Origin of the sequence: Acinetobacter piscicola (genome assembly GCF_002233755.1) — a bacterium.
Lineage (GTDB): Bacteria > Pseudomonadota > Gammaproteobacteria > Pseudomonadales > Moraxellaceae > Acinetobacter > Acinetobacter piscicola.
The window spans coordinates 25,652-46,660 of sequence record NZ_NIFO01000026.1 but is presented as its reverse complement, the minus strand read 5'-3'; the positions used below and the strand labels follow the sequence as shown (position 1 = coordinate 46,660).

Genomic DNA, 21,009 nt, shown 5'->3' with positions numbered 1-21,009 from the left:
ATTATGCAATTACGTTTAGGTTTAACTCTTGCCCTTTCAGCTTTAAGTTTGGCGGGTTGTAGTTCACTTGGAATCAGCAATGGTTCTTTAGATTATAAAAATACGACCACAGTAGAGCCACTTAATTATCCTGAAGGTACAATGGTTAGACCTGCGACACCTATGTATCCTGCTCCTATTGTTGACCCTCAAGCGATTCAACATGCGCCTAAATTTGAAAATAAACGTGGTAATCGTTACGAAGTACCACGCCCTGAAATTGCTCAAATTAATCCAGCAAATGATGAAAATTCAAAATCAAGCGAGAGCGTAAGTCGTCCACAACTTTTAACTGATGGAAACGGCAATCCATTGATTAAAATTGATGGAAATTCTGCTACAATTTGGCAGTACGCACTTGCCACACTGAGTAGTTTAAATATTAAGGTCGATAGTCAAAGCAAAAGCGGCTATGAAGCTACTATGAAAATCGACAAACAAACTTATATTTTGAAACTTAACTCAGTGGGATCAAGCAATACGCTTGCTCTGTTCAATGCTGACAACAGCTTTGCAGATAAAGAAAAAGCTGCAGAACTGTTATCCCAGATTTACCAAAACTGGCCAGCCTAGTCGTTCTAGGCAATTTTTACTTGCAAAAGGTTCCCCCATGTTAAAACAAACCTTGCTCTATACTGGTAAAGCGAAATCCGTTTATGAAACAGATAGCGCAGATCATCTAATTCTCGTTTTCCGTGATGATGCATCAGCATTTAACGGCGAAAAAATAGAGCAACTAGATCGCAAAGGTAAGGTGAATAACCGTTTTAATGCCTTTATCATGGAAAAATTGGCTGCTGCTGGTATTGAAACTCACTTCGAAGAGCTCCTTTCTCCGACTGAAGTTTTAGTTAAAAAATTAAAAATGATTCCTGTTGAATGCGTCATTCGTAACTACGCTGCAGGTTCATTATGCCGCCGTTTAGGTGTAGAAGAAGGTTTAGAACTTGTTCCGCCAACGTTCGAATTGTTTTTCAAAGATGATGCTTTGGGCGATCCAATGGTCAACGAATCTCAAGCGATTGCCTTAGGTTGGGCGACTGCTGAACAATTGGCTCAAATGAAAGAACTCACTCAAAAAGTGAATGTGGTTCTTAAAGACTTGTTTGATCAAGGCAACATGTTATTGGTTGATTTTAAACTTGAATTTGGCGTGTTCCATGACCGTATCGTACTGGGTGATGAATTCTCTCCAGACGGTTGCCGTTTATGGGACAAAGACACTAAGAAAAAACTCGACAAAGACCGTTTCCGTCAAGGTTTAGGTGGTGTTGTTGAAGCTTATGAAGAAGTGGCTACGCGTATTGGTGTAGATCTTTCTGATATCTAATTTAGATACTGGAAAATAAAAAACCGAGCTAAATTGCTCGGTTTTTTTATTTTCAAATCAATATTTTAGCACTTTACGAAATGAGTTCATTACGTTTTATATCTGAATACAGTCTAGCAGATCAAAGTGAAACATTATTTAACGACAGTTCGGGATAAACTTTGATGTAAGTTATTGAAAAGATAGATCAGGCACAGCGGAGTCTTACCTTTTAAAATCAAATGCAAGGATTAACCTTCGGTTCGACCTGAGAGGTATTACCTCGCAAGGCTTTCGGGATGAGTGGCACTGCCACGCAAGGGCAAAACCTGAGCTGTGATTAAAGCAGCGCAAGAGTCGCCAACTCGACTGACACCATCAAGTATCTAATATCTTGCAAAAACAGTATATTGCAGATGTAGTCCTGCCTCAAACAATGCGACTGACGTTTCCGCGTATCATATAGTTGGGAACATATCATATCTCGAACTCAGGTTATTTAACGACTATTTTCATTGGTGCTGAAAATATCTGGTAAAAATTTTGTGAATCAATCTGATATTTATAGCCTGCTAAAACATAAGCAGTCCCTTTTTCAGAGAAACTCAACTGACCATTTTTAAACTCATATTTTGGTGAGCCTGATAAAACAAGAAAATCACGAATTTCTTGGCGAGATTGAGTTTGATCTTGTTGGGTTAATTGAGCAATAAGCTGTACAGGCTGATTTACTTGAGCCTTCATATTTTGTGGTACTTGTACATCAACAATATACTGAGAATAAAGCTGTGCTGAATTCGTTGTTATTCCGTATGTGCCTGCGATATAAAGTTTTTTAAAGGTTTCATCATTTAACGCCCACGGCCAAAAGCTAATCCCACGATGTTTTGTTATTTCTAATAAAGTGATTAAGTCCGCACGATATGCAGGGTTATAAGATGAATTGTACTTTTGAACATCCACATTGATTTGTTTGGCACTGACCAAATTATTGTAGTTTTTAGGCATCATCCCTACCAATAAGCCACGTGGAATATGGGGCAATAATGTCTGCGCACGTGCCACTTGATCGATATTAAAAGAGGTCGTGACCACCTGATTTTCAACTCGATACTTTTTAATTTCTTCCTGCATTTTGGGTACTAATTGTGGATCAGCACTTTTCATTTCAATCATTAATACGAAATTTGGATTATTTTTAAAGCTTGAAAAATATTCTGCAAGTGTTGGAATTTTATACTCTTTATTCTTTGATTTGAGTTGTTGAACTTGGGCAAGTGTCATCTCCTCAATTTTACCTGTTGACGTTGTAGTACGATCAACAGTTGCATCATGCATAACAACAAGCTGTTGATCCTTAGTGAGATAAATATCATTTTCGACAATATCTGCACCTAAAGCCACAGCATGTTTCGCACTTTCTAAAGTATTTTCATCTTCAAGACTTGGTACACCACGATGTCCAATAATGAAGGGTTTACGCAATAAAGTATTTTTAGGAAATTGCTTTAAAACGCTGCTGAATAATGTACTTTGCGTTGTAATAATACCATTCACACCTGACGTTAAAATTTGCGCAGCTTGCTGTGGTTGCGTAACCGAGCTATCCATCCAAACGGTCATTAAATGTCGTTGGATAAAACTAACACTGCTTTTATTAGCCAAGGACTGTGGTAAAACCACAATTCGGGCATAGGCTTGATTGCTACGGCGTATAATTTCAGAAAGGCTTTGACGGTTATCTTTTAATTTTTCAGCGCTTAGATCTAAAGCTGTACGTACCATCGGGACAATTTGGTGTGCTGTTTTGAGTAAATCATCACTTTTAGACAATAAGGTGATATCGCTGATATCTTGAGTATTCGCCAATAATTTCAAAGCTTCTAATGTTTTCGGCTCTTTAATTTCAAGTACGGGAATCGTATTACGCTGAGGCTGTGCTAGATATTGCGCTAAAGTCCCTATATTTTGCCCATTTTGATTGAATAAATTGAGCTGAGCATCGAGTTGATAATACAACTGATTGGCTGAATTTAATGGTGAACTACTATTTTCAATCTTTTGGATAATCGTCGGTGCTAAAGCAACATTACTTTCAATTTCCTGAACTTGGATTACTTTATTTTGTAAGTTGGGTAAAGCGGTCACTTGTTCAGATACTTGAATATTTTTAACTTTTAAAATAACACCTGCTGCGGATAAGCCAATACCACCTTTGGCTGAAAGCTGTTCCAACTCAACATCTTGCATCAACTGGCCATTTAAATAATGCTGTACACGCTGTCCTGACACTACGATACTGGCTTTATACCACTGATTCGGTTTGATATTTTCAGAAAATGCTTTAGTTTCAAACAGCTCCCACTGACCATTTGCTTTACGTCGACCAAACTCTGTGCCATTTTTCGCTGTTGTATCTGCGCGCAATGTAAACTGATAATAACGACTTGGAATCACACCTTGCGCTTCTGTCACATCATAAATCACACTGCCCCAACGTGAATTATTTAGAGGTTGATCTAAACTCAATTCTAAATCAATTCGATAGTTTTGCTGTTTTTCTAAATTTTGTGGCAATAAAATTGAAGTGGTCTGCATCGCATTCGCACGACCATCAATATTCAATATGCCCTTTTCCACATAGACATTACCTGCATTATTTCCAGGAATACGCCAACCTTGAGGAATGCTTTTTTGTTGTGTGAAATCTTGTTGATAAAGCACTTTTAATTGAGACACTGAACCGTTTTGAATTTGTTGTTTGGTCGTAATTTTAGTGGAGATTTCTGCATAACTTAGGGATGGAAGAAGCGTAACGATAGCGAGCGATAAAAAAGATAATTTCATAATCAATTCTGAATCATTGCAAATGTATTTTCCAATTGATGCATAACCTAGCCGAAGCTATGCATCAACCTCACTTTATTGTTGTTGCTGTTCTTGTTGCCAACGACGTTGCTGTAAACGTTCCCCCTCAACTTCACGCTTATTACGTGCAGACTCGTATAATTTCGTGCCTTTGAGTTCAGGTGGTAAATATTCTTGAAGTACAAAATGCTCAGGGTAATTATGCGGATAGAGATAATCCACACCATAACCTTGTTCCTTCATCAACTTGGTTGGCGCATTGCGTAAATGCAACGGTACAGGAAGATTTGCAGTTTTATCAGCCAACTCTAAAGCTTTATTAATTGCTAAATAGGTACTATTACTCTTGGCACTGGTTGCAAGATAAACTGCACATTGTCCAAGAATAATACGACATTCAGGCATGCCAATCGCTTGTACCGAACGGAAACATTCACCAGCAAGGAGTAAAGCATTTGGATTTGAATTTCCAATATCTTCCGAAGCCGCGATCAACATACGACGTGCGATAAAGACTGGATCTTCCCCACCTTTTAACATCCGCGCCATCCAATATAAAGTCGCGTCAGGGTCGCTTCCACGAATTGATTTTATAAAAGCAGATACAAGGTCATAATGTTGCTCGCCCGATTTGTCATAACGTGCAATATTCTGCTGTGCAACTTTTACAACAATTGCATTGGTGACAATATTTTCTACATCTGCTTCAAAAGTACTGGCAATCAAATCAATTAAATTTAAAGCCTTACGTGCATCACCAGCTGCAAACTGCACCAATGCATCAAACTCTTCAATTTGAATATAACGCTCTTTTAAAAATTTATCCTGCTGAATTGCGCGAAGTATTAAATCTTGAATGGCTTCATTACTCAGCGCATGTAAGGTATAAACCTGACAACGTGATAATAATGCACTGTTGACTTCAAAGGATGGGTTTTCAGTGGTCGCACCAATTAAGGTAATTTTACCTTTTTCAACAGCATTTAATAACGCATCTTGTTGCGACTTATTAAAACGATGAATTTCATCAATAAAAACCACAGGGGTCAGCAAATCACCACTTTCAGCAATGATTTCACGCAGCTCTTTAACACCTGTATTTAGCGCAGATAGGCTCACAAAAGGACGATCTACAGCTTGTGCCAAAAGCAATGCGATTGTAGTTTTCCCAACCCCAGGCGGTCCCCAAAAAATAATTGAAGGTAAATGACCTTGATCAATCATTTGACGTAACGGTGCATTTTCACCAAGCAAATGATCTTGCCCGATGATTTCTGACAAATCACGAGGGCGTAAACGTTCAGGTAAAGGAATATGCGTATCTGACATCATTATTGGCTTTATGCTGTTTTGTCCTAGTCTATTGTGTCTGACTCAAATCTACAATTTGAATCTGTAATCATGCGACATTCTATTGCGCAGTGTTCGTTTGAAGTAACTGCTCTATGACACGGTAGCTTGCGGTGATTCGTGCAGCATTTGGGAAGTTTGTATTAGCGAGCATCACAATGCCTATTTTCTGTTGTGGGATAAATGCAACATAGGCACCAAAACCATTGGTCGCACCCGTTTTATTAAACAACGTTGCGGCTGGCGCTATTTTAGGCTGCTCGATTGGCGTGACGATATGACTTTCTAAAGCCATTTTACTGGAGTTGCCTTGCAATAAAGTCTCTAACTGAACAGGATAAGCATATTGCTCCCAACCTAAACCTTGCGTCATCGCACCGACTTTAAAATAACCTACATGTGTACTTTCAATCGCTGCACGCATCGGTTGTTTTAATTTTTGTGGGTTAATTTGAGCATCTAGAAATTTCAGCATATCGGAACTGCTACTTTTCACCCCATACGCTTCAGCATCAAACATTCCCGCGGAAACACGGATCGCTTGGTCATTTTTATAACCCCATGCATATTGCGACATCTGCTGCTCAGGCACATGAATAAAGCTCTGTGTCAGACCGAGCTGTGGAAACAATGTTTTTTCAAGCAATTCAGCATACGGCTTTTTCATGGCTAAAGCCGTGACATAACCCATCAAACCAATACTTGGGTTGGAATATTGACGGGCAGCGCCGACTTTGGTTTTCGACTGCCAAGTTTGGAAATATTGAATCATATCCTGTTGTTGGATAATCTCATCAGGAAACTGAAGCGGAAAACCACCTGCTGTATACGTGCCTAGATTCAAGATTGTGGCTTTATTCACTGCTGTATTTTTTAAATCAGGGAAATACTTGGCAGGATGATCAGACAATGATAACTGCCCTTGCGCCTGAGCATAGCTTGCCAAAGTGGCATTAAAGGTCTTACTCACTGAGCCAAGTTCAAATAAGGTACTGTTGCTTACCGCTTGTTGGTTTTGTTTTGATGCTCGCCCGTAATTGATAAAATAATGCTTCCCATTCAATGTCACTGCGACCGCTAATCCGGGAATCTTATATTGCTCTAATAAGGGTTTAAATTGCTGATCTACAATGTCCTTTACTTGTTGCTCGCTGAGCGGCTGCGCCCAAACAGAAGAATGACAAGATAAAAGCCCTACAATTAAGAACAGCTTTCTTGATGCGATCATGTATATTTCCAAAATTCATTTAACTCAAGCAACCTGAAAGCCTTCCACAATAATGTCTGTCTTTAGGTACTCATAATATGTGGGTGAATAGAGAAATGACTGTAAAAGTATTGTTTTTATTGCTGAAGAATGCAGATAAATAAACAGAACTCAATATTATCGCACCCAACGTACAATATAATCTTCAATCTCTTCTTCATCGACTTCTACTTCAGAAATACAACGCCCTGCTGCTGATTTTCGGGCTTCTATCACACTATTTCTTGAACCCGTATTGAGGTAATGCCAAGTCGGTAAATTTTTACCCTCATTTAAACGGCGATATGCACAGCTTGAAGGTAGCCAATGAATGTTTTGTAATTTTTCAGGTGTCAGTTGAATACAATCAGGTACATGTTGTAAGCGATTTGGGTAATCAGAACAACGTGCAGTTTTACAATCGAGTAGCTTGCATGCAACTTTGGTGTATGCAACTTCATTGGTTTCGTCATCTTCCAATTTGATCAAACAACACAGACCACAACCGTCACACAATGCTTCCCATTCCGCTTGATTCATTTCAGCAAGAGAATAATTTTTCCAAAATTGTGGACGCAGGCTTAGAGTCATACGATTCGAACGTTGTTCATCAAAAGTTTGATAGATTATAGCAGTTTTAGCGGCCCATACCGTGACATCAGCAACCTAAAAACGTAACAGATCAATTACATATCATTGATATTTTCACACTTAGGCCACACAACAATACACTTCTGTTGAAAAAACATGCATATACTAAAATCTGATAAAAACAATATGGAGATCGAATTATGTTTCGTTGGGCGATTATCTTTGCAGTGATTGCACTAGTGGCGAGTTTGTTTGGCTTCGGTGGCGTTGCGGGTATGTCTAAAGACTTTGCGGTTATCCTCTTAGTAGTTGCTGCTATTTTAGCAATTGTAGGCTTTATTTCCAGAGGAAAAGTCTAGCCAACTTAAAGTTATTATGTGCATTTCAAGTGAATACTTAAAGAAGGGTTTTAATCCTTCTTTTTGCTTTATTGAGGCTTTCATAAATTCTCACATTTCAATACCAATATTCATAAATTAGTCCTTTGAATCTTGCTGATTTATGCTTTAATCAAGTTCATTCTCATTCATATAAGGATTGAACAGATGGTTGCCGCAATCAAAACTCGTGAAATAACCTATACTTCAGCTGATGGGTCAACACTGATTGGTTATTTTGCTGCACCTGAATCTGTAAAACCTGTGGCAGGCATCATTGTTGCTCCCGAATGGTGGGGGCGTAATGAATATACCGAACAACGCGCTCGTGAACTTGCTGAACATGGCTTCGCTGCTCTAGCGATTGATATGTATGGTGATAAAAAAGCCACGACTCAAGTGCCTCAAGCCAGCGAATGGATGATGCAAACATTCCAGAATGAAAATACCATCGTCGATCGTGCCAATGCAGGCTTAGCAACATTGGCAGCACAACCTGAAGTCGATGCAACTCGTCTTGCAGCAGTTGGTTTTTGTTATGGCGGTAAAGTTATTTTGGATTTAGCACGTTCAGGTGCTGACTTAAAAGCTGCTGTGACTTTCCATGCGAATTTATCTGCTCAGCAAGTCGCTCAACAAGATACATTCAAAGCTGAAGTCTTGGTTCTGCATGGCGAACTCGACAGCATGGTATCTTTGGCAGATGTTGAATCATTTAAACAAGAAATGAACAATGCCCATGTCATAGCAGAGGTGATTGTGCTAAAAAATGCTAAGCATGGCTTTAGTAACCCGCTCGCTGACGAACGCGCCAAAGCCAACAATGTAGATTTAGGCTATAACGCCGAAGCGGAGAAAAACGGCTTAGTCGCAATGTATAGTGTATTAGATCGTACACTCGCTTAACCCAATTGTACGGCGATGTTTTGATTTAACAGAGATTGAAAAGAGGAATTTAAAATGACTGATAAAAAATGCCCATATTGTGAATTTGATGAATTTGACATCATTGATAAAAATGAATTCGGTGCAATTTTGCCTGAACCCAATCCTTTGTCTAAAGGGCATACAGTGATCATTCCTCTACGCCATACTGACTCCTTTTTTGGTTTAACTGAAAAAGAGCGTAAAAGTTTGGCGACATTACTTGAACTCGCACGTAATGAGTTGAAGATTCGTCACCAACCTGAAGGTTTTCATATCGCATTTAATGATGGTCATGTGTTTGGTGACGAACACTCTGAGCATTTCCACATGCACATTATTCCACGTTACAAAAATGAACCACTCAAACTTGATAAACGTTGGGGTGTGATTAGCGAAGACTAAGCTCTTCCTGAACATCTATCCAAAAAGACGCTTCGGCGTCTTTTTTACTTTGAAAATACGCTCGAAAGCTCACTGCGATTCGCTATACTAAACACCCAGTTTTATACTCACTTCAATACTTGATCAATATGCCGCAATTTTCCTTTTCAGATGCCTTACTTACTTGGTTTGATCAACACGGACGCCATGATCTGCCTTGGCAAGTCGCAAATGATCCATACAAAGTCTGGGTATCTGAAATCATGCTGCAACAAACTCAAGTAAAAACGGTACTGCAATATTTTGATCATTTTATGCAACGCTTCCCTACTGTGAATGATTTAGGCAAAGCATCATGGGATGATGTTGCACCCTATTGGGCAGGACTGGGTTATTACGCACGTGCACGTAACTTACATAAAGCGGCAATCATTGTCAGCCAACAAGGTCAATTTCCAGAAAATTTAGAACAATGGATTGAACTTCCTGGCATTGGGCCTTCGACAGGTGGTGCATTGATGTCGTTAGGTTTACGCCAATACGGCGTCATTATGGATGGTAATGTAAAACGTGTTTTAGCACGATTTTTTGCCATAGAAGATGATCTGACTAAACCCATCCATGAACGAGCGATGTGGCAACTGGCAGACAGTCTTTGTCCTGTCGAGCGAAATCATGACTATACTCAAGCGATCATGGACTTAGGTGCAACCATTTGTACACCTAAAAAACCGCTCTGCTTATACTGCCCAATGCAACAGCATTGCCAAGCACATCAACAAGGTTTAGAAACTGAACTACCCTATAAAAAACCGAAAAAGCCTGTTCCTGTCAAAACAGCTAAAGTACTGTTGTTACAAGCAAATGAACTGCAATCGGATAATCCATGGTTATGGCAACAACGACCAAATAGCGGTTTATGGGGTGGTTTGTGGAGCATACCCATCATTGAAAATGATGCGGAATTTAGTCAACTTTGCCAAAGATTGAAACTGGTTTCCACTGCTGAGCCTTTTCAAATTTCGCATAGTTTTACTCACTTTACGTGGATATTGAATGCTCATATTTTCCAAGTCGAAGCAGATCAAACAGAATATCTACAGGCTGAACTCGGTGGAGAATGGCTAACGCCACAAAAAGCTACACAAATGGGTATTCCTACCGCCATGAAAAAATTGATCTCTGCGGTAGAGATATGACATAGTCAAACTCAAATCAGGATGTGAATCACTTCATTCTGATTGTTTCAGCATCAAAGAGTAAAAATTTATAAACAAGGATTCCCTGTGTCTCGTAGTACCCATTTCAGCTTAATTTGCTTATTTATATTTTTTTTAACGGCGTGTACAACAGCACCTAAAAAATCAACGCCTTTACCGCAAAGAACCATTATGCAACTTAAAGCGATGCCTTTACCCAACCAATTGCCTATCCCTGTTGATGGGGTAAAATCACAAAACTTAACTGACACATGGGGTGCTTCCCGTAGCCAAGGGAGAGCACATGAAGGCATAGACATCATGGCTTCAAGAGGTACAAAAGTGTACAGTACCACTGAAGGTCTGATCGCTAGTTTAAAAAGTAACAATTTGGGTGGTAAAGTGATCTGGCTGATTGGGCCAAGTGGCGCTTACCATTATTATGCACATTTGAATGATCATAAGCGTGGTCTCAAAGAAGGCGATTATGTTAAAAAAGGTCAGCTGATTGGCTATGTTGGCAATACAGGAAATGCACGCCATACTGCTCCACATTTACACTATGGACTATACTTAAACGGCAAAGGTCGTGGTGCAGTCAACCCTTACCCCTATTTACGTTAATTGATGTACGTGAATTCATTTTAAGTCAGATTTTAGGAATATTTCATGTCAGAAGCTTTGCTTGAGCGTTTAGTTAAGTTTGCAGAATCAGGCAATCAACAAAAAATTGTGCTGAACGGACAAACTCATCAAGGTTGGATCATGGAAATTACTGAAGATGCCCTCTTGATCAGTACAGGATTTGCAGATAAAACTGGAAAGGATTTTTGGATCAAATTTACAGATCTAACTCAAGCCGAACTGTCCTATTGGGATACTGAAACAGATCAATGGGCCGATTTTCAAATCTAAACAACAATTTAATTCATATACCAATAAATAAAAAGGAGCATCATTCATGTCAAATAAACGCTGTGGTTGGTGCTCCGATGATCCGATTTATATTGAATACCATGACCATGAATGGGGTAAACCGAATCGTGATGAAAAGCATTTATTTGAAATGCTGTGCTTAGAAGGACAACAAGCAGGTTTGTCTTGGATTACTGTGTTAAAAAAACGTGAAAGCTATCGAGCACACTTCTTTAATCACTCTATTCAAAACATTGCTGATTTTACTGATGATGACTTAGCTGAGAAATGTAAAGATGCAGGTTTAATTCGACATATTGGAAAGCTAACGGCGATTCGTGACAATGCCATCGCATGGCAAAATATGAAAGCCCAAAACATCGACATGGTGGATTGGTTGTGGAATTTTGTCGACAAACAAGTACAAAGTAATGATGTTCCAGACTACAAACAAGCACCTGCACAAACTGAAATCAGTCAAAAATTTTCAAAAACATTGAAAAAGAATGGTTTTAAATTTGTTGGCCCAACCACGATTTACGCCTTTATGCAGGCGGTTGGTATGGTCAATGACCATGAAAATGATTGCATATCTCGTTAAATTTTCATTCGAAAATAAGAGGAAGGATCCAAATGTCTGAAAATACCATCCAAGCCTATGCGGCTTTAGAAGCAGGTGCAGAACTTGTCCCTTATCAATTTGATGCAGGTGAACTTAAAGCACACCAAGTCGAAGTCAAAGTTGAATATTGTGGGCTATGTCACTCAGATGTTTCTGTGATCAATAATGAATGGGGAAATGCTGTTTTTCCTGTCATTGGCGGACATGAAATTATTGGTACGATTATTCAACTAGGTTCCGAAGCCAAAGGCTTAAAAGTCGGACAACGGGTAGGTATTGGTTGGACAGCTGAAAGTTGTCAATATTGCGACCCATGTATCAGTGGACAACAAGTACTTTGTACAGGTCAAAAACAGGCAACTATCGTGGGTCATGCAGGTGGTTTTGCAGATAAAGTCCGCGCAGGTTGGCAGTGGATTATTCCACTTCCTGAAGATTTAGACCCAGAAAGCGCTGGGCCATTATTGTGTGGTGGCATAACCGTCTTTGACCCTATTTTAAAGCATCAAATTCAAGCCGTTCACCATGTTGGTGTGATTGGTATTGGTGGTTTAGGTCACATGGCGATCAAATTGCTCAAGGCATGGGGCTGTGAAATTACTGCATTTACTTCCAGTCTAGATAAAACGGATGAACTAAAAGCAATGGGAGCTGATCACGTGGTCAATAGCCGTGATGCCAATGCACTCAAAACTCAACGTGGAAAGTTTGATTTATTACTGTGTACCGTAAATGTTACTTTAGATTGGAAACTTTACCTCAATACCCTAGCGCCAAATGGCTCAATACATATGCTCGGCATGGTTATTGAACCGATGGCTATTCCAGCTGGTAGCTTAATTAGTGGAGCAAAATCTGTCACAGGCTCTCCAACAGGTTCACCTTTTGCATTACGCCAACTTTTACAATTTGCTGCACGTAAAAACATTGCTCCGCAAATTGAGCTTTATCCAATGTCTCAAATCAATGATGCTTTAGAACGCCTACATTCAGGCAAAGCCCGTTATCGTATCGTGTTAAAAGCTGATTTTTAATTTTATTGACTCAAATTGCTATTCACAATTTATGTTGTGAATAGCAAAAATTTAAAACGATAAGACGTAAATATTGTTCCAACAATGACTATAAAATCGTTTAAATCAATTAAAATAACAATATTATTCAGTTTTTCAAATTTATAAATTCAGCTTATAGTCGAGCTCAAGATAAATCACCACTTTGGGGAACTACTCATGAAAGATCAAAAACGTAAAGTTGAAATGATTCGTTCCATTGAACAACTGCAACTTTCAAATCAACTGATTCAAGCTTTGGATGATGCTCAACTTGCTGAAAATGTTGTTAAAGCGATCAATTGCTTAAAGCATATGTCCAATCAATGGCACTAAACTTATCTTCAAAATTGCGCTATCCTTAAAAATAAGAGAATAAGTTGGATGATTGCTCCGACTTATTTTCATAATTCTTTACATTTTTTTGAACCCATTCACAATTTTCTAATTCAGCTCAATGTCTTATCATATAAGTCTTTCGAATAACACTTTAATCAAATAAAGAAATATGTTCTTATTATGTCTGTATTTTTAAATGAAAAACTGAACTTTCTTCACAGTTTCTCTGCAATTAAGCAGTACAGTAGTGGTGTGAAAAATCTACACATGCAAAAGCGAGGGCTCTTATGAAAAAGATTTTAGCGATCATCGCCATCTCTTTATCAACACTGATGACAACTCAGATCAGCAGTGCAAAGCCTCATTTTGACAATGGTCGTGGCTTCGATCATGATGACCGTGGTAACAAAAATGATCGTGGTGATCGTGGGCGTCAATTTCGCGACAATGATGACGACGATGATATTCAAGAACAACGCCGTGAGCGAGAAGAACGTGGTGTAAAACGTTTGCAGCAACATCGTTGGCAGACAGGCTATGTGATGCCACAACACTATCGTGGTAATAGCTATAAAGTCGATTATAAAGACAGTAATCTTCCAAAACCTTCTCGTAATCAACAATGGTACAAAATCAACAATGATTATATTTTAGTGGATTCTGACAGTAATAATATTTTAAGCATTCGCGGCATGTAATCTCTGATTTAACAGCTAAGATACAAGACCTCAGCTCAAACATCGTTTGGGCTTTTTTATTGCTAAAAGCGACCTAACCCCTTCTGTTTATTTAACTTCTCTGAACGTATGAGCGTAATTTTTGAAGACAGTTACATTCCTTCATCAAGCCTCCATACATTTCACAATTCAACTAAATCCCCCTCACCATTTATCTTGAATTGTTGAGTAAATTGATTTCATCAAAGGACAAAAGTTCAATTCAGGTGAATCAAATGAAAAAAGTATTAACAGCAATTACATTATCTTTAAGCGCTCTCGTTGCAACATCTACAATGGCGGCTTCACATGATAATCACCAAGACCGCTATGATCGTTATCAGCAAAATTATTGGGATCATAAACATGACAATCGTTGGAATAACAATGATCGCTATGACAAATATGACCGATATAACAACCGAGTAAACCCAAGCCGCGAATGGCGTTCTGGACAATATTTACCAAGCCAATTTAGCTCTTCTCGTTATCATGTCAATTATAAAAACTATCGCCAGTTGCCAAAACAAGGCAGATATCAACAATGGTACAAAGTAAACGGTGACTATGTTTTAGTGAATGAACGTAATAACCGTATCATTCGTGTGATTGGATAATTGCTGAGTCATTGAATAATGACAGATATTTTATTCATCCATTTATATTCAATGAAAATAAAAGCCCAATCAAAATTGGGCTTTCTATATATTGGAAATAAGCTCACATAGTTTATTCATCATCTAAGAATCTAAGAGAACAAAACACATTTTAACCTTCATCATTTCTCTATCATTTTCAATTAAATTGATCACATCAAAAGGCAACAAGATAAAGTTTTAGGTGATGTTATGAAAAAAATATTTTCTACCTTTGCAATTTCTATCAGTGTAATGATGGCTGCTTCGACAGCTATAGCTGCGCCTCAAGATCATGCAAATCATCATGACAAAGCAATGCCAACACAGCAACATAAAAACACTCAACAACACCCTAACAATCATGGTGCTGACGTTAAGCGTGTTGCAACTCAAAATAAACCGCATCATAACTGGAATACTGGCAATAAATTTCCTAATGATTATCGTGGCGCGGGCTATAAAGTGAATTATCAGCACAATAAAAAACTGAGTAAGCCAGGCAAAAACCAACAATGGTACAAAGCCGATAATCAATATGTACTGGTCGACACCACCACTTATGTCATTCTAAAAGTACTTGGTCTATAAGTGACTTTGCGATAACACAAACTGAAAATCGAATACCCTCTTTGCACTAGTTCTTCCACGTTCTAGTGCTTTTTTTATTTTCTCTATTCTTCATCCCTATTTTTTGTTTAAACTCTCTTTCATAAACCATCAATATTGAGATTGGCATGCAAACTGACATTTTAGAAACTTCACAAGGCACGACACAACAATATGTGCATTGGTTTCGTCATTCTGCACCATATATCAATGCACATCGTGGTAAAACATTTGTCCTCATGTTTGGTGGTGAAGCTGTACAACATGAGAATTTTCAACACATTATCCATGACATTGCGCTACTGCATTCATTGGGTATTCGCCTGATATTGGTTCACGGCGCTCGTCCGCAAATTAATGAAAATTTAAAAGAAAAAGCCATTCAAAGTCCAATCCATATCAATCATCGTGTCACAACACGTGAATCCTTGCCTTGTGTCATGAATGCTGTTGGTTCAATCCGTCTCCAGATCGAGGCACTATTGTCTATGGGATTGGCAAATTCACCCATGTTTGGTGCGCGTATTGATGTCGTATCGGGTAATTTTGTTACTGCAAAACCCTATGGCATCCGTGATGGTGTAGATTTTCAATTGACTGGTGAAGTTCGCACTATTGATACAGAAGCGATTCAGCGACATTTAAACAATCAAAATATTGTATTACTTGGGCCAACAGGCTATTCCACCACAGGTGAAGTATTTAACCTACTCGCCGAAGAGGTTGCGACTAAAACAGCAATTCATATTCAAGCTGATAAACTAATTTTCTTAGGCAATCAACAAGGTTTAATGGATGAATATGGTCAATTGTTGCGAGAAATTACTCCTCAACAATTAGACCAACATATTGGAAAGTACCAAGACTCTAATTTTGAAATTGCTTTGCATTTACAAAATGCCAAAGAAGCCTCTTTAAAAGGCGTGCATCGCGTACATTTGCTGTCTTATGCCTATGATGGTGCATTGATCGAAGAATTGTTCACACGTGATGGACATGGCACCATGATTACCGATGCACATTATGAAGAAGTGCGTATGGCGAATATTGGTGATGTCGGTGGTCTCATTAACCTACTTCGCCCACTCGAAGAAGATGGAATGTTGGTTTATCGTTCACGTGAACGTTTAGAGAATGAAATCGATCAATTTGCTGTGATTGAACGTGATGGAACGATTCTCGCTTGCGCTGCTTTATATCCAATTCCTGTCACTGGTGGTGAAATTAAATCGGCAGAGATTGCCTGCGTCGCAGTACACCCAAGTTATCGTAAATCCAATCGCGGTAGTCAAATTCTGAATTTTTTAGAAGAAAAAGCGCAGCAGCTACATATTCAACAACTCTTTGTCTTGACCACACGTACTGCGCATTGGTTCATAGAACATGGCTTTATTACGGCCAATGTGGATGATTTACCAGAAGCTCGCCAAGCTTTATATAATTATCAACGTAATTCAATGGTGTTTAAAAAACGGATTTAAACGTCTGAAAATAACCGATATGTTATCTTATTTTTTGCTAAGAATATTCGTTATCTCTATAGGAAAATAGAATTTATTCTTAGCAAAATCCTGCCTAAAATTATACAAATTTAGAATAATGATTATTTAATATAATAATTTCAGTGTCTTAGAATTTTTTTAAATTTAGTCAGTCTGTATTTTCTATTGCACAATTTTAAATAAGTTTCACAGTTTTAATTTTATCTTTTTTTTTCATTAGCAATCATCGAAAACTTATTTTTTTGAAATTACAAAGCCTCCTAAGCTGATGCTCATTCACTTTTCATCATTTAAAGTTTAGGAGCAATAAGCGTCATGGCAAGTCTATTTCAACCTTCATGGAAAAAAGTCACCCTTCTCAGCGCTAGTCTTGCCACGATCATGTTGCTCTCTGGTTGTGCGAAACAACAAGAAACCACGACTTTAAATATTGGTTATCAAAAATATGGCTTGCTGCCGATTATCAAAGAACGTGGTGATTTAGACAAAGCGCTGAAAGAAAAAGGCGTCAATATTAAATGGGTCGAATTTCCTGCTGGGCCTCAATTGCTGGAAGGCTTAAATGTGGGAAGTGTATCGTTTGGTGAGGCAGGCGAAGCACCGCCGATTTTTGCTCAAGCTGCCAATTCAAATTTGGTTTATATCGCCAACCAACCTGCTGCACCCAAAGCAGAAGCCTTAATCGTTCCAAAAGACTCAAATATTAAATCTATTCAAGATTTAAAGGGTAAACGTGTCGTACTGAACAAAGGCTCAAATGTTCATTATCTTTTACTCAAAGTTTTAGAAGCAAACCATCTCAAGCTTGAGGATATTCAAGTAGTGTACTTACCCCCTGCCGATGCACGTGCAGCGTTTGAAAAAGGCGCAGTCGATGCATGGGTGATTTGGGATCCATTCTTTGCTTCAGCAGAAAAACAGCTGGGTGCTAAAGTTTTAGCCACAGGTGAGAATCTTGTCAGTAATCATCAATTTTATTTAGCTGACCGTAAATTTGCAGAACAGCACCCTGACCTTTTAAAAGCCGTAGTGAATGAATTAAATACCACGACACAATGGGTTTCTCAACACCAAGCTGATGCTGCAAAACTTTTAGAGAAACCAACAGGGTTACCTTTGGATGTCCTCAATACATCGATTTCACGCATGGGTTTTGGTGTTCAACCTATTTCCAATCAAGTTGCTAAAGAACAGCAATACGTTGCAGATGCGTTTTATCAACAAAAGTTAATTCCAAACAAAATCAATATTCAAGCAGCCATTTTGGCGAATTAAAAAATACGTAAAACAACCCGATTAGATGAGGAAACAAAAATGACTCCAAACATTGCACAACACAAAACACCAACATGGTTCAACGTAAAGGGTCATGGCATGACCGCTATGTTTATCGCTTGTGCAATGTTAGGTTCTACAGCTGTTTGGGCGGTAGATCCGAGTGTGAAACAATTACGTATTGGTTTTCAAAAAAGCTCGATTAATTTTGCGATCGCCAAACAGCAAAAGCTGTATGAAAAAGAATTTCCAAATGCCAAAATTTCTTGGAATGAATTTCCAGCTGGCCCACAAATTTTAGAAGCACTTGCCGTCGGCTCTGTGGATGTTGGCGTTACAGGTGATACACCACCCGTTTATGCGCAAGCAGCCAATAAACCGTTGTATTACATTGCTTATGAAGCAGCGAAACCATTGGCTTCGGCAATTCTAGTCCCTAAAAACTCGCAACTCACACAATTGAGTCAACTCAAAGGCAAACGTATTGCCTTACAAAAAGGCTCAAGTGCGCATTACCTATTGGTACAAGCTGTCCGTAAAGCAGGTTTGCAATGGTCTGATATTCAACCGATTTGGCTTACTCCTGCCGATGCGCGTGCTGCATTTCAAAAAGGTGCTGTAGATGCTTGGGCAATTTGGGATCCTTATTTTGCTTCAGCACAAGTTGAAGATCAGGCTCGTGTTTTAGCCTCAGGTAAAGGTCTTAGTCCAAATTACACCTTCTATTTAGCCTCACCTGAATTTGTCAAACAGCACCCTCAAGCAGTGAAAAGTATTATTCAACAGCTGAATGTTGCCGATAAATGGGTACAAGCGCATCGACCTGGAACAGCGCAATCGATTGGGCAAAGTACAGGTTTAAAACCTCAGGTCAGCCAAGTTTTTATTGACCGTCGTCCAAGACCTTCTGGTGCAGCAGCCCTGACCGCAAAAGTCATCGCAGATCAACAACAACTGGCTGATCGTTTTAGTGAACTTAAAATCATTCCAAACAGCATCAACATTAAACAAGCCGTTTGGACAGGCAAATAATATTTAAATACTTTCTCAGGATTGAATGAAATGAAAATTTTCTGGTTTATTCCCACTCACGGTGACAGTCGTTATTTAGGTACCAGTAAAGGTGCTCGCCAAGTCGATCATGCTTATATGAAGCAGATTGCTGTAGCCGTGGATAATCTAGGTTATGAAGGTGTACTCATTCCAACAGGACGTTCATGTGAAGACCCATGGATTACCGCGGCGAGCTTAATTGATGCAACCCAAAATCTAAAATTTTTAGTCGCATTACGTCCGGGTGTAACAACCCCTGCGCTGGCAGCACGTATGGCAGCGACTTTTGATCGTTTATCGAATGGCCGTGTGCTCTTAAATCTTGTCACAGGTGGCGATGAGCAAGAACTGAAAGGCGATGGTATATATGAAGATCATTCAACACGTTATCAAACAGCTGCGGAATACACCACCATTTGGCGTGAGATTTTAAAGCGTTCGCATACAGGTGAATCTTTTACTTTTCATGGTGAGCGCTTAAGCGTCGATGATGCCAAACTGCTTTACCCACCTGTGCAACAACCTTATCCACCTTTGTGGTTCGGTGGTTCGTCTGATGATGCGATTGAGCTAGCTGCTGACCAAGTGGATACCTATTTAACTTGGGGTGAACCACCCGCAGCAGTAAAAGAAAAGATTGCTGTTGTAAAAGCCAAGGCCGATACCAAAGGTCGTCAGCTCAATTATGGTATTCGTTTGCATGTGATTGTACGTGAAACCAATGAGCAAGCATGGCAAGCAGCCAATGAACTGATTCAATATGTAGATGATGAAACGATTGCCGCAGCACAAAAGAAATTTAAACAAATGGATTCAGTCGGTCAGCGTCGCATGGCTGAATTACATAATGGAGATCGAAGCAAACTGGAAGTATCACCTAACCTTTGGGCAGGTGTCGGCTTAGTCCGTGGTGGTGCGGGTACAGCGTTGGTGGGTGATCCTCAAACCGTTGCAGACCGTATCCAAGAGTATGCTGATTTAGGAATTAATACCTTTATTTTCTCGGGCTATCCACATTTAGAAGAGTCTATTCGTTTTGCAGAATTGGTCTTCCCTTTACTACCACTCGAAACTCGAAAAAAATTAGCTCAACCTAATTTAACAGGCCCATTCGGTGAAATTATTGCCAACAACTATACGCCTGAACAACACAAAGCTCCGCTTAAGGAGTCGGCATGAATGCAACATTAAAAAATATAAACACCTCCCAAGTTAATCTAGTTTCACGTGGAACAAAACAATTCGGGCAGCGCTTGCTGCCGTGGATTGTTCCAACTTTACTGATCATTTTTTGGCAAATCGCATCTAAAAGTGGTCTGTTAGAAAGTCGTGTTTTACCTGCACCCTCAGCTGTTGTTGCTGCATTTTGGACATTACTGCTGAGCGGTGAACTTTGGCAACATGTCAAAGTCAGTGCAGGGCGAGCTTTGTTAGGTTTATTGGTCGGTGGAGGTTTGGGTTTATTACTGGGTCTTTTGAATGGTTCATCTAAAGTTGCCTCGAATCTACTGGATACAACCTTGCAAATGATTCGTAATATTCCAGCTTTAGCACTCATTCCTTTAGTGATTTTATGGTTTGGTATCGATGAATCAGCAAAGTTATTTCTGGTCGCTATAGGTGTATTTTTTCCAATCTATATCAATACTTATCATGGTATCCGCTCTGTAGATCCTCAACTGATTGAAATGGGTAAAAGTTATGGACTCAGTCGTTGGCAATTGTACAAAGAAATCATTTTACCGGGTGCGATGCCCTCCATTTTAGTGGGTTTGCGTTTTTCTCTAGGCTTGGTTTGGGTGTTGTTAATCGTGGCTGAAACTATTTCTGCTCAGTCTGGTATTGGTTATATGACCATGAATGCACGTGAGTTTCTACAAACAGATATCGTTTTAGTGGGGATTTTGCTCTATGCACTTTTGGGTAAATTAGCAGATGTTTTTGCACAATACTTAGAAAAATATTTACTGCGTTGGCACGCAGGCTATCAAAAATAGGAGTAGA

23 protein-coding genes are annotated in these 21,009 nt (G+C 39.1%); 19 read left to right on the top strand and 4 right to left on the bottom strand.

Features of this window, described 5'->3' with window-relative positions; genetic code table 11:
* Positions 1-3 precede the first annotated feature (3 nt).
* Positions 4-612 carry a lipoprotein-34 precursor (NlpB) gene (locus CDA10_RS14695; RefSeq protein WP_089606327.1) on the top strand — a complete coding sequence of 203 codons (609 nt, stop codon included), beginning with the start codon at positions 4-6 and terminating at the stop codon, positions 610-612.
* A gap of 37 nt (positions 613-649) precedes the next feature.
* Complete coding sequence (gene purC / locus CDA10_RS14690; protein WP_089606326.1) at positions 650-1,369, top strand: phosphoribosylaminoimidazolesuccinocarboxamide synthase; 720 nt, start codon at positions 650-652, stop codon at positions 1,367-1,369.
* A gap of 474 nt (positions 1,370-1,843) precedes the next feature.
* On the opposite strand, the gene CDA10_RS14685 is transcribed toward purC, so the two are convergent.
* The 4 genes from CDA10_RS14685 to CDA10_RS14670 all read right to left on the bottom strand — a co-directional run bounded on the left by CDA10_RS14685 (position 1,844) and on the right by CDA10_RS14670 (position 7,403).
* Entirely contained in the window at positions 1,844-4,195 is a 2,352-nt protein-coding gene (locus CDA10_RS14685; RefSeq protein WP_089606325.1) for a glycerophosphodiester phosphodiesterase family protein, read from the bottom strand.
* Between the two features lie 75 nt (positions 4,196-4,270).
* The gene (locus CDA10_RS14680; protein WP_089606324.1) at positions 4,271-5,545 is read right to left on the bottom strand and encodes a replication-associated recombination protein A; all 1,275 of its coding nucleotides are present in this window, start codon (positions 5,543-5,545) and stop codon (positions 4,271-4,273) included.
* A gap of 82 nt (positions 5,546-5,627) precedes the next feature.
* Positions 5,628-6,794, bottom strand: coding sequence for a class C beta-lactamase (gene ampC, locus CDA10_RS14675; protein ID WP_089606323.1), 1,167 nt, complete (start codon positions 6,792-6,794; stop codon positions 5,628-5,630).
* Between the two features lie 156 nt (positions 6,795-6,950).
* The gene (locus CDA10_RS14670) at positions 6,951-7,403 is read right to left on the bottom strand and encodes a YcgN family cysteine cluster protein (protein WP_089606322.1); all 453 of its coding nucleotides are present in this window, start codon (positions 7,401-7,403) and stop codon (positions 6,951-6,953) included.
* A 200-nt stretch (positions 7,404-7,603) separates the two neighbouring features.
* On the opposite strand from CDA10_RS14670, the gene CDA10_RS14665 reads away from it, so the two are divergent.
* The 17 genes from CDA10_RS14665 to ssuC all read left to right on the top strand — a co-directional run bounded on the left by CDA10_RS14665 (position 7,604) and on the right by ssuC (position 21,002).
* Positions 7,604-7,762 carry a DUF1328 domain-containing protein gene (locus CDA10_RS14665; protein ID WP_089606321.1) on the top strand — a complete coding sequence of 53 codons (159 nt, stop codon included), beginning with the start codon at positions 7,604-7,606 and terminating at the stop codon, positions 7,760-7,762.
* A 186-nt stretch (positions 7,763-7,948) separates the two neighbouring features.
* On the top strand, positions 7,949-8,686 hold the full coding sequence (locus CDA10_RS14660; protein ID WP_089606320.1) for a dienelactone hydrolase family protein: 738 nt from the start codon (positions 7,949-7,951) through the stop codon (positions 8,684-8,686).
* A gap of 54 nt (positions 8,687-8,740) precedes the next feature.
* Positions 8,741-9,109, top strand: coding sequence for an HIT family protein (locus tag CDA10_RS14655; RefSeq protein ID WP_089606319.1), 369 nt, complete (start codon positions 8,741-8,743; stop codon positions 9,107-9,109).
* 128 nt (positions 9,110-9,237) lie between these two features.
* Positions 9,238-10,287 carry an A/G-specific adenine glycosylase gene (gene mutY, locus CDA10_RS14650; protein WP_089606318.1) on the top strand — a complete coding sequence of 350 codons (1,050 nt, stop codon included), beginning with the start codon at positions 9,238-9,240 and terminating at the stop codon, positions 10,285-10,287.
* An 87-nt stretch (positions 10,288-10,374) separates the two neighbouring features.
* Positions 10,375-10,911, top strand: a complete 537-nt coding sequence (locus CDA10_RS14645; RefSeq protein WP_089606317.1) for a M23 family metallopeptidase — start codon at positions 10,375-10,377, stop codon at positions 10,909-10,911.
* 45 nt (positions 10,912-10,956) lie between these two features.
* The gene (locus tag CDA10_RS14640) at positions 10,957-11,202 is read left to right on the top strand and encodes a hypothetical protein (protein ID WP_089606316.1); all 246 of its coding nucleotides are present in this window, start codon (positions 10,957-10,959) and stop codon (positions 11,200-11,202) included.
* Between the two features lie 46 nt (positions 11,203-11,248).
* Positions 11,249-11,803, top strand: a complete 555-nt coding sequence (locus CDA10_RS14635) for a DNA-3-methyladenine glycosylase I (protein WP_089606315.1) — start codon at positions 11,249-11,251, stop codon at positions 11,801-11,803.
* A gap of 32 nt (positions 11,804-11,835) precedes the next feature.
* Positions 11,836-12,858, top strand: a complete 1,023-nt coding sequence (gene ahr / locus CDA10_RS14630) for an NADPH-dependent aldehyde reductase Ahr (RefSeq protein ID WP_089606314.1) — start codon at positions 11,836-11,838, stop codon at positions 12,856-12,858.
* Between the two features lie 198 nt (positions 12,859-13,056).
* The gene (locus CDA10_RS16895; protein WP_167374972.1) at positions 13,057-13,212 is read left to right on the top strand and encodes a hypothetical protein; all 156 of its coding nucleotides are present in this window, start codon (positions 13,057-13,059) and stop codon (positions 13,210-13,212) included.
* 290 nt (positions 13,213-13,502) lie between these two features.
* Positions 13,503-13,913, top strand: coding sequence for an RcnB family protein (locus CDA10_RS14625; RefSeq protein ID WP_089606313.1), 411 nt, complete (start codon positions 13,503-13,505; stop codon positions 13,911-13,913).
* A 254-nt stretch (positions 13,914-14,167) separates the two neighbouring features.
* Positions 14,168-14,548: an RcnB family protein gene (locus CDA10_RS14620; RefSeq protein ID WP_089606312.1), complete on the top strand. Its 381-nt coding sequence runs from the start codon at positions 14,168-14,170 to the stop codon at positions 14,546-14,548.
* A 231-nt stretch (positions 14,549-14,779) separates the two neighbouring features.
* Entirely contained in the window at positions 14,780-15,157 is a 378-nt protein-coding gene (locus tag CDA10_RS14615) for an RcnB family protein (RefSeq protein WP_089606311.1), read from the top strand.
* A 146-nt stretch (positions 15,158-15,303) separates the two neighbouring features.
* Positions 15,304-16,656, top strand: a complete 1,353-nt coding sequence (argA, locus tag CDA10_RS14610; protein WP_089606310.1) for an amino-acid N-acetyltransferase — start codon at positions 15,304-15,306, stop codon at positions 16,654-16,656.
* Between the two features lie 336 nt (positions 16,657-16,992).
* Positions 16,993-17,952: a sulfonate ABC transporter substrate-binding protein gene (locus CDA10_RS14605; RefSeq protein ID WP_089606309.1), complete on the top strand. Its 960-nt coding sequence runs from the start codon at positions 16,993-16,995 to the stop codon at positions 17,950-17,952.
* A gap of 99 nt (positions 17,953-18,051) precedes the next feature.
* A complete protein-coding gene (locus CDA10_RS14600) occupies positions 18,052-18,984 on the top strand; it encodes a sulfonate ABC transporter substrate-binding protein (RefSeq protein WP_171334003.1) in 933 nt (310 codons plus the stop codon).
* Between the two features lie 30 nt (positions 18,985-19,014).
* A complete protein-coding gene (gene ssuD, locus CDA10_RS14595; RefSeq protein ID WP_089606307.1) occupies positions 19,015-20,184 on the top strand; it encodes an FMNH2-dependent alkanesulfonate monooxygenase in 1,170 nt (389 codons plus the stop codon).
* The gene (gene ssuC, locus CDA10_RS14590; RefSeq protein ID WP_089606306.1) at positions 20,181-21,002 is read left to right on the top strand and encodes an aliphatic sulfonate ABC transporter permease SsuC; all 822 of its coding nucleotides are present in this window, start codon (positions 20,181-20,183) and stop codon (positions 21,000-21,002) included. Before ssuD ends, ssuC begins: the two co-directional genes overlap by 4 nt.
* Positions 21,003-21,009 lie beyond the last annotated feature (7 nt).

Bases quoted from the DNA above. Each gene is read 5' to 3' on its own strand.
- CDA10_RS14695 (WP_089606327.1), top strand. From the start codon at position 4: ATGCAATTACGTTTAGGTTTAACTCTTGCCCTTTCAGCTTTAAGTTTG.
- purC (WP_089606326.1), top strand. From the start codon at position 650: ATGTTAAAACAAACCTTGCTCTATACTGGTAAAGCGAAATCCGTTTAT.
- CDA10_RS14685 (WP_089606325.1), bottom strand. From the start codon at position 4,195: ATGAAATTATCTTTTTTATCGCTCGCTATCGTTACGCTTCTTCCATCC.
- CDA10_RS14680 (WP_089606324.1), bottom strand. From the start codon at position 5,545: ATGTCAGATACGCATATTCCTTTACCTGAACGTTTACGCCCTCGTGAT.
- ampC (WP_089606323.1), bottom strand. From the start codon at position 6,794: ATGATCGCATCAAGAAAGCTGTTCTTAATTGTAGGGCTTTTATCTTGT.
- CDA10_RS14670 (WP_089606322.1), bottom strand. From the start codon at position 7,403: ATGACTCTAAGCCTGCGTCCACAATTTTGGAAAAATTATTCTCTTGCT.
- CDA10_RS14665 (WP_089606321.1), top strand. From the start codon at position 7,604: ATGTTTCGTTGGGCGATTATCTTTGCAGTGATTGCACTAGTGGCGAGT.
- CDA10_RS14660 (WP_089606320.1), top strand. From the start codon at position 7,949: ATGGTTGCCGCAATCAAAACTCGTGAAATAACCTATACTTCAGCTGAT.
- CDA10_RS14655 (WP_089606319.1), top strand. From the start codon at position 8,741: ATGACTGATAAAAAATGCCCATATTGTGAATTTGATGAATTTGACATC.
- mutY (WP_089606318.1), top strand. From the start codon at position 9,238: ATGCCGCAATTTTCCTTTTCAGATGCCTTACTTACTTGGTTTGATCAA.
- CDA10_RS14640 (WP_089606316.1), top strand. From the start codon at position 10,957: ATGTCAGAAGCTTTGCTTGAGCGTTTAGTTAAGTTTGCAGAATCAGGC.
- CDA10_RS14635 (WP_089606315.1), top strand. From the start codon at position 11,249: ATGTCAAATAAACGCTGTGGTTGGTGCTCCGATGATCCGATTTATATT.
- ahr (WP_089606314.1), top strand. From the start codon at position 11,836: ATGTCTGAAAATACCATCCAAGCCTATGCGGCTTTAGAAGCAGGTGCA.
- CDA10_RS16895 (WP_167374972.1), top strand. From the start codon at position 13,057: ATGAAAGATCAAAAACGTAAAGTTGAAATGATTCGTTCCATTGAACAA.
- CDA10_RS14625 (WP_089606313.1), top strand. From the start codon at position 13,503: ATGAAAAAGATTTTAGCGATCATCGCCATCTCTTTATCAACACTGATG.
- CDA10_RS14620 (WP_089606312.1), top strand. From the start codon at position 14,168: ATGAAAAAAGTATTAACAGCAATTACATTATCTTTAAGCGCTCTCGTT.
- CDA10_RS14615 (WP_089606311.1), top strand. From the start codon at position 14,780: ATGAAAAAAATATTTTCTACCTTTGCAATTTCTATCAGTGTAATGATG.
- argA (WP_089606310.1), top strand. From the start codon at position 15,304: ATGCAAACTGACATTTTAGAAACTTCACAAGGCACGACACAACAATAT.
- CDA10_RS14605 (WP_089606309.1), top strand. From the start codon at position 16,993: ATGGCAAGTCTATTTCAACCTTCATGGAAAAAAGTCACCCTTCTCAGC.
- CDA10_RS14600 (WP_171334003.1), top strand. From the start codon at position 18,052: ATGACCGCTATGTTTATCGCTTGTGCAATGTTAGGTTCTACAGCTGTT.
- ssuD (WP_089606307.1), top strand. From the start codon at position 19,015: ATGAAAATTTTCTGGTTTATTCCCACTCACGGTGACAGTCGTTATTTA.
- ssuC (WP_089606306.1), top strand. From the start codon at position 20,181: ATGAATGCAACATTAAAAAATATAAACACCTCCCAAGTTAATCTAGTT.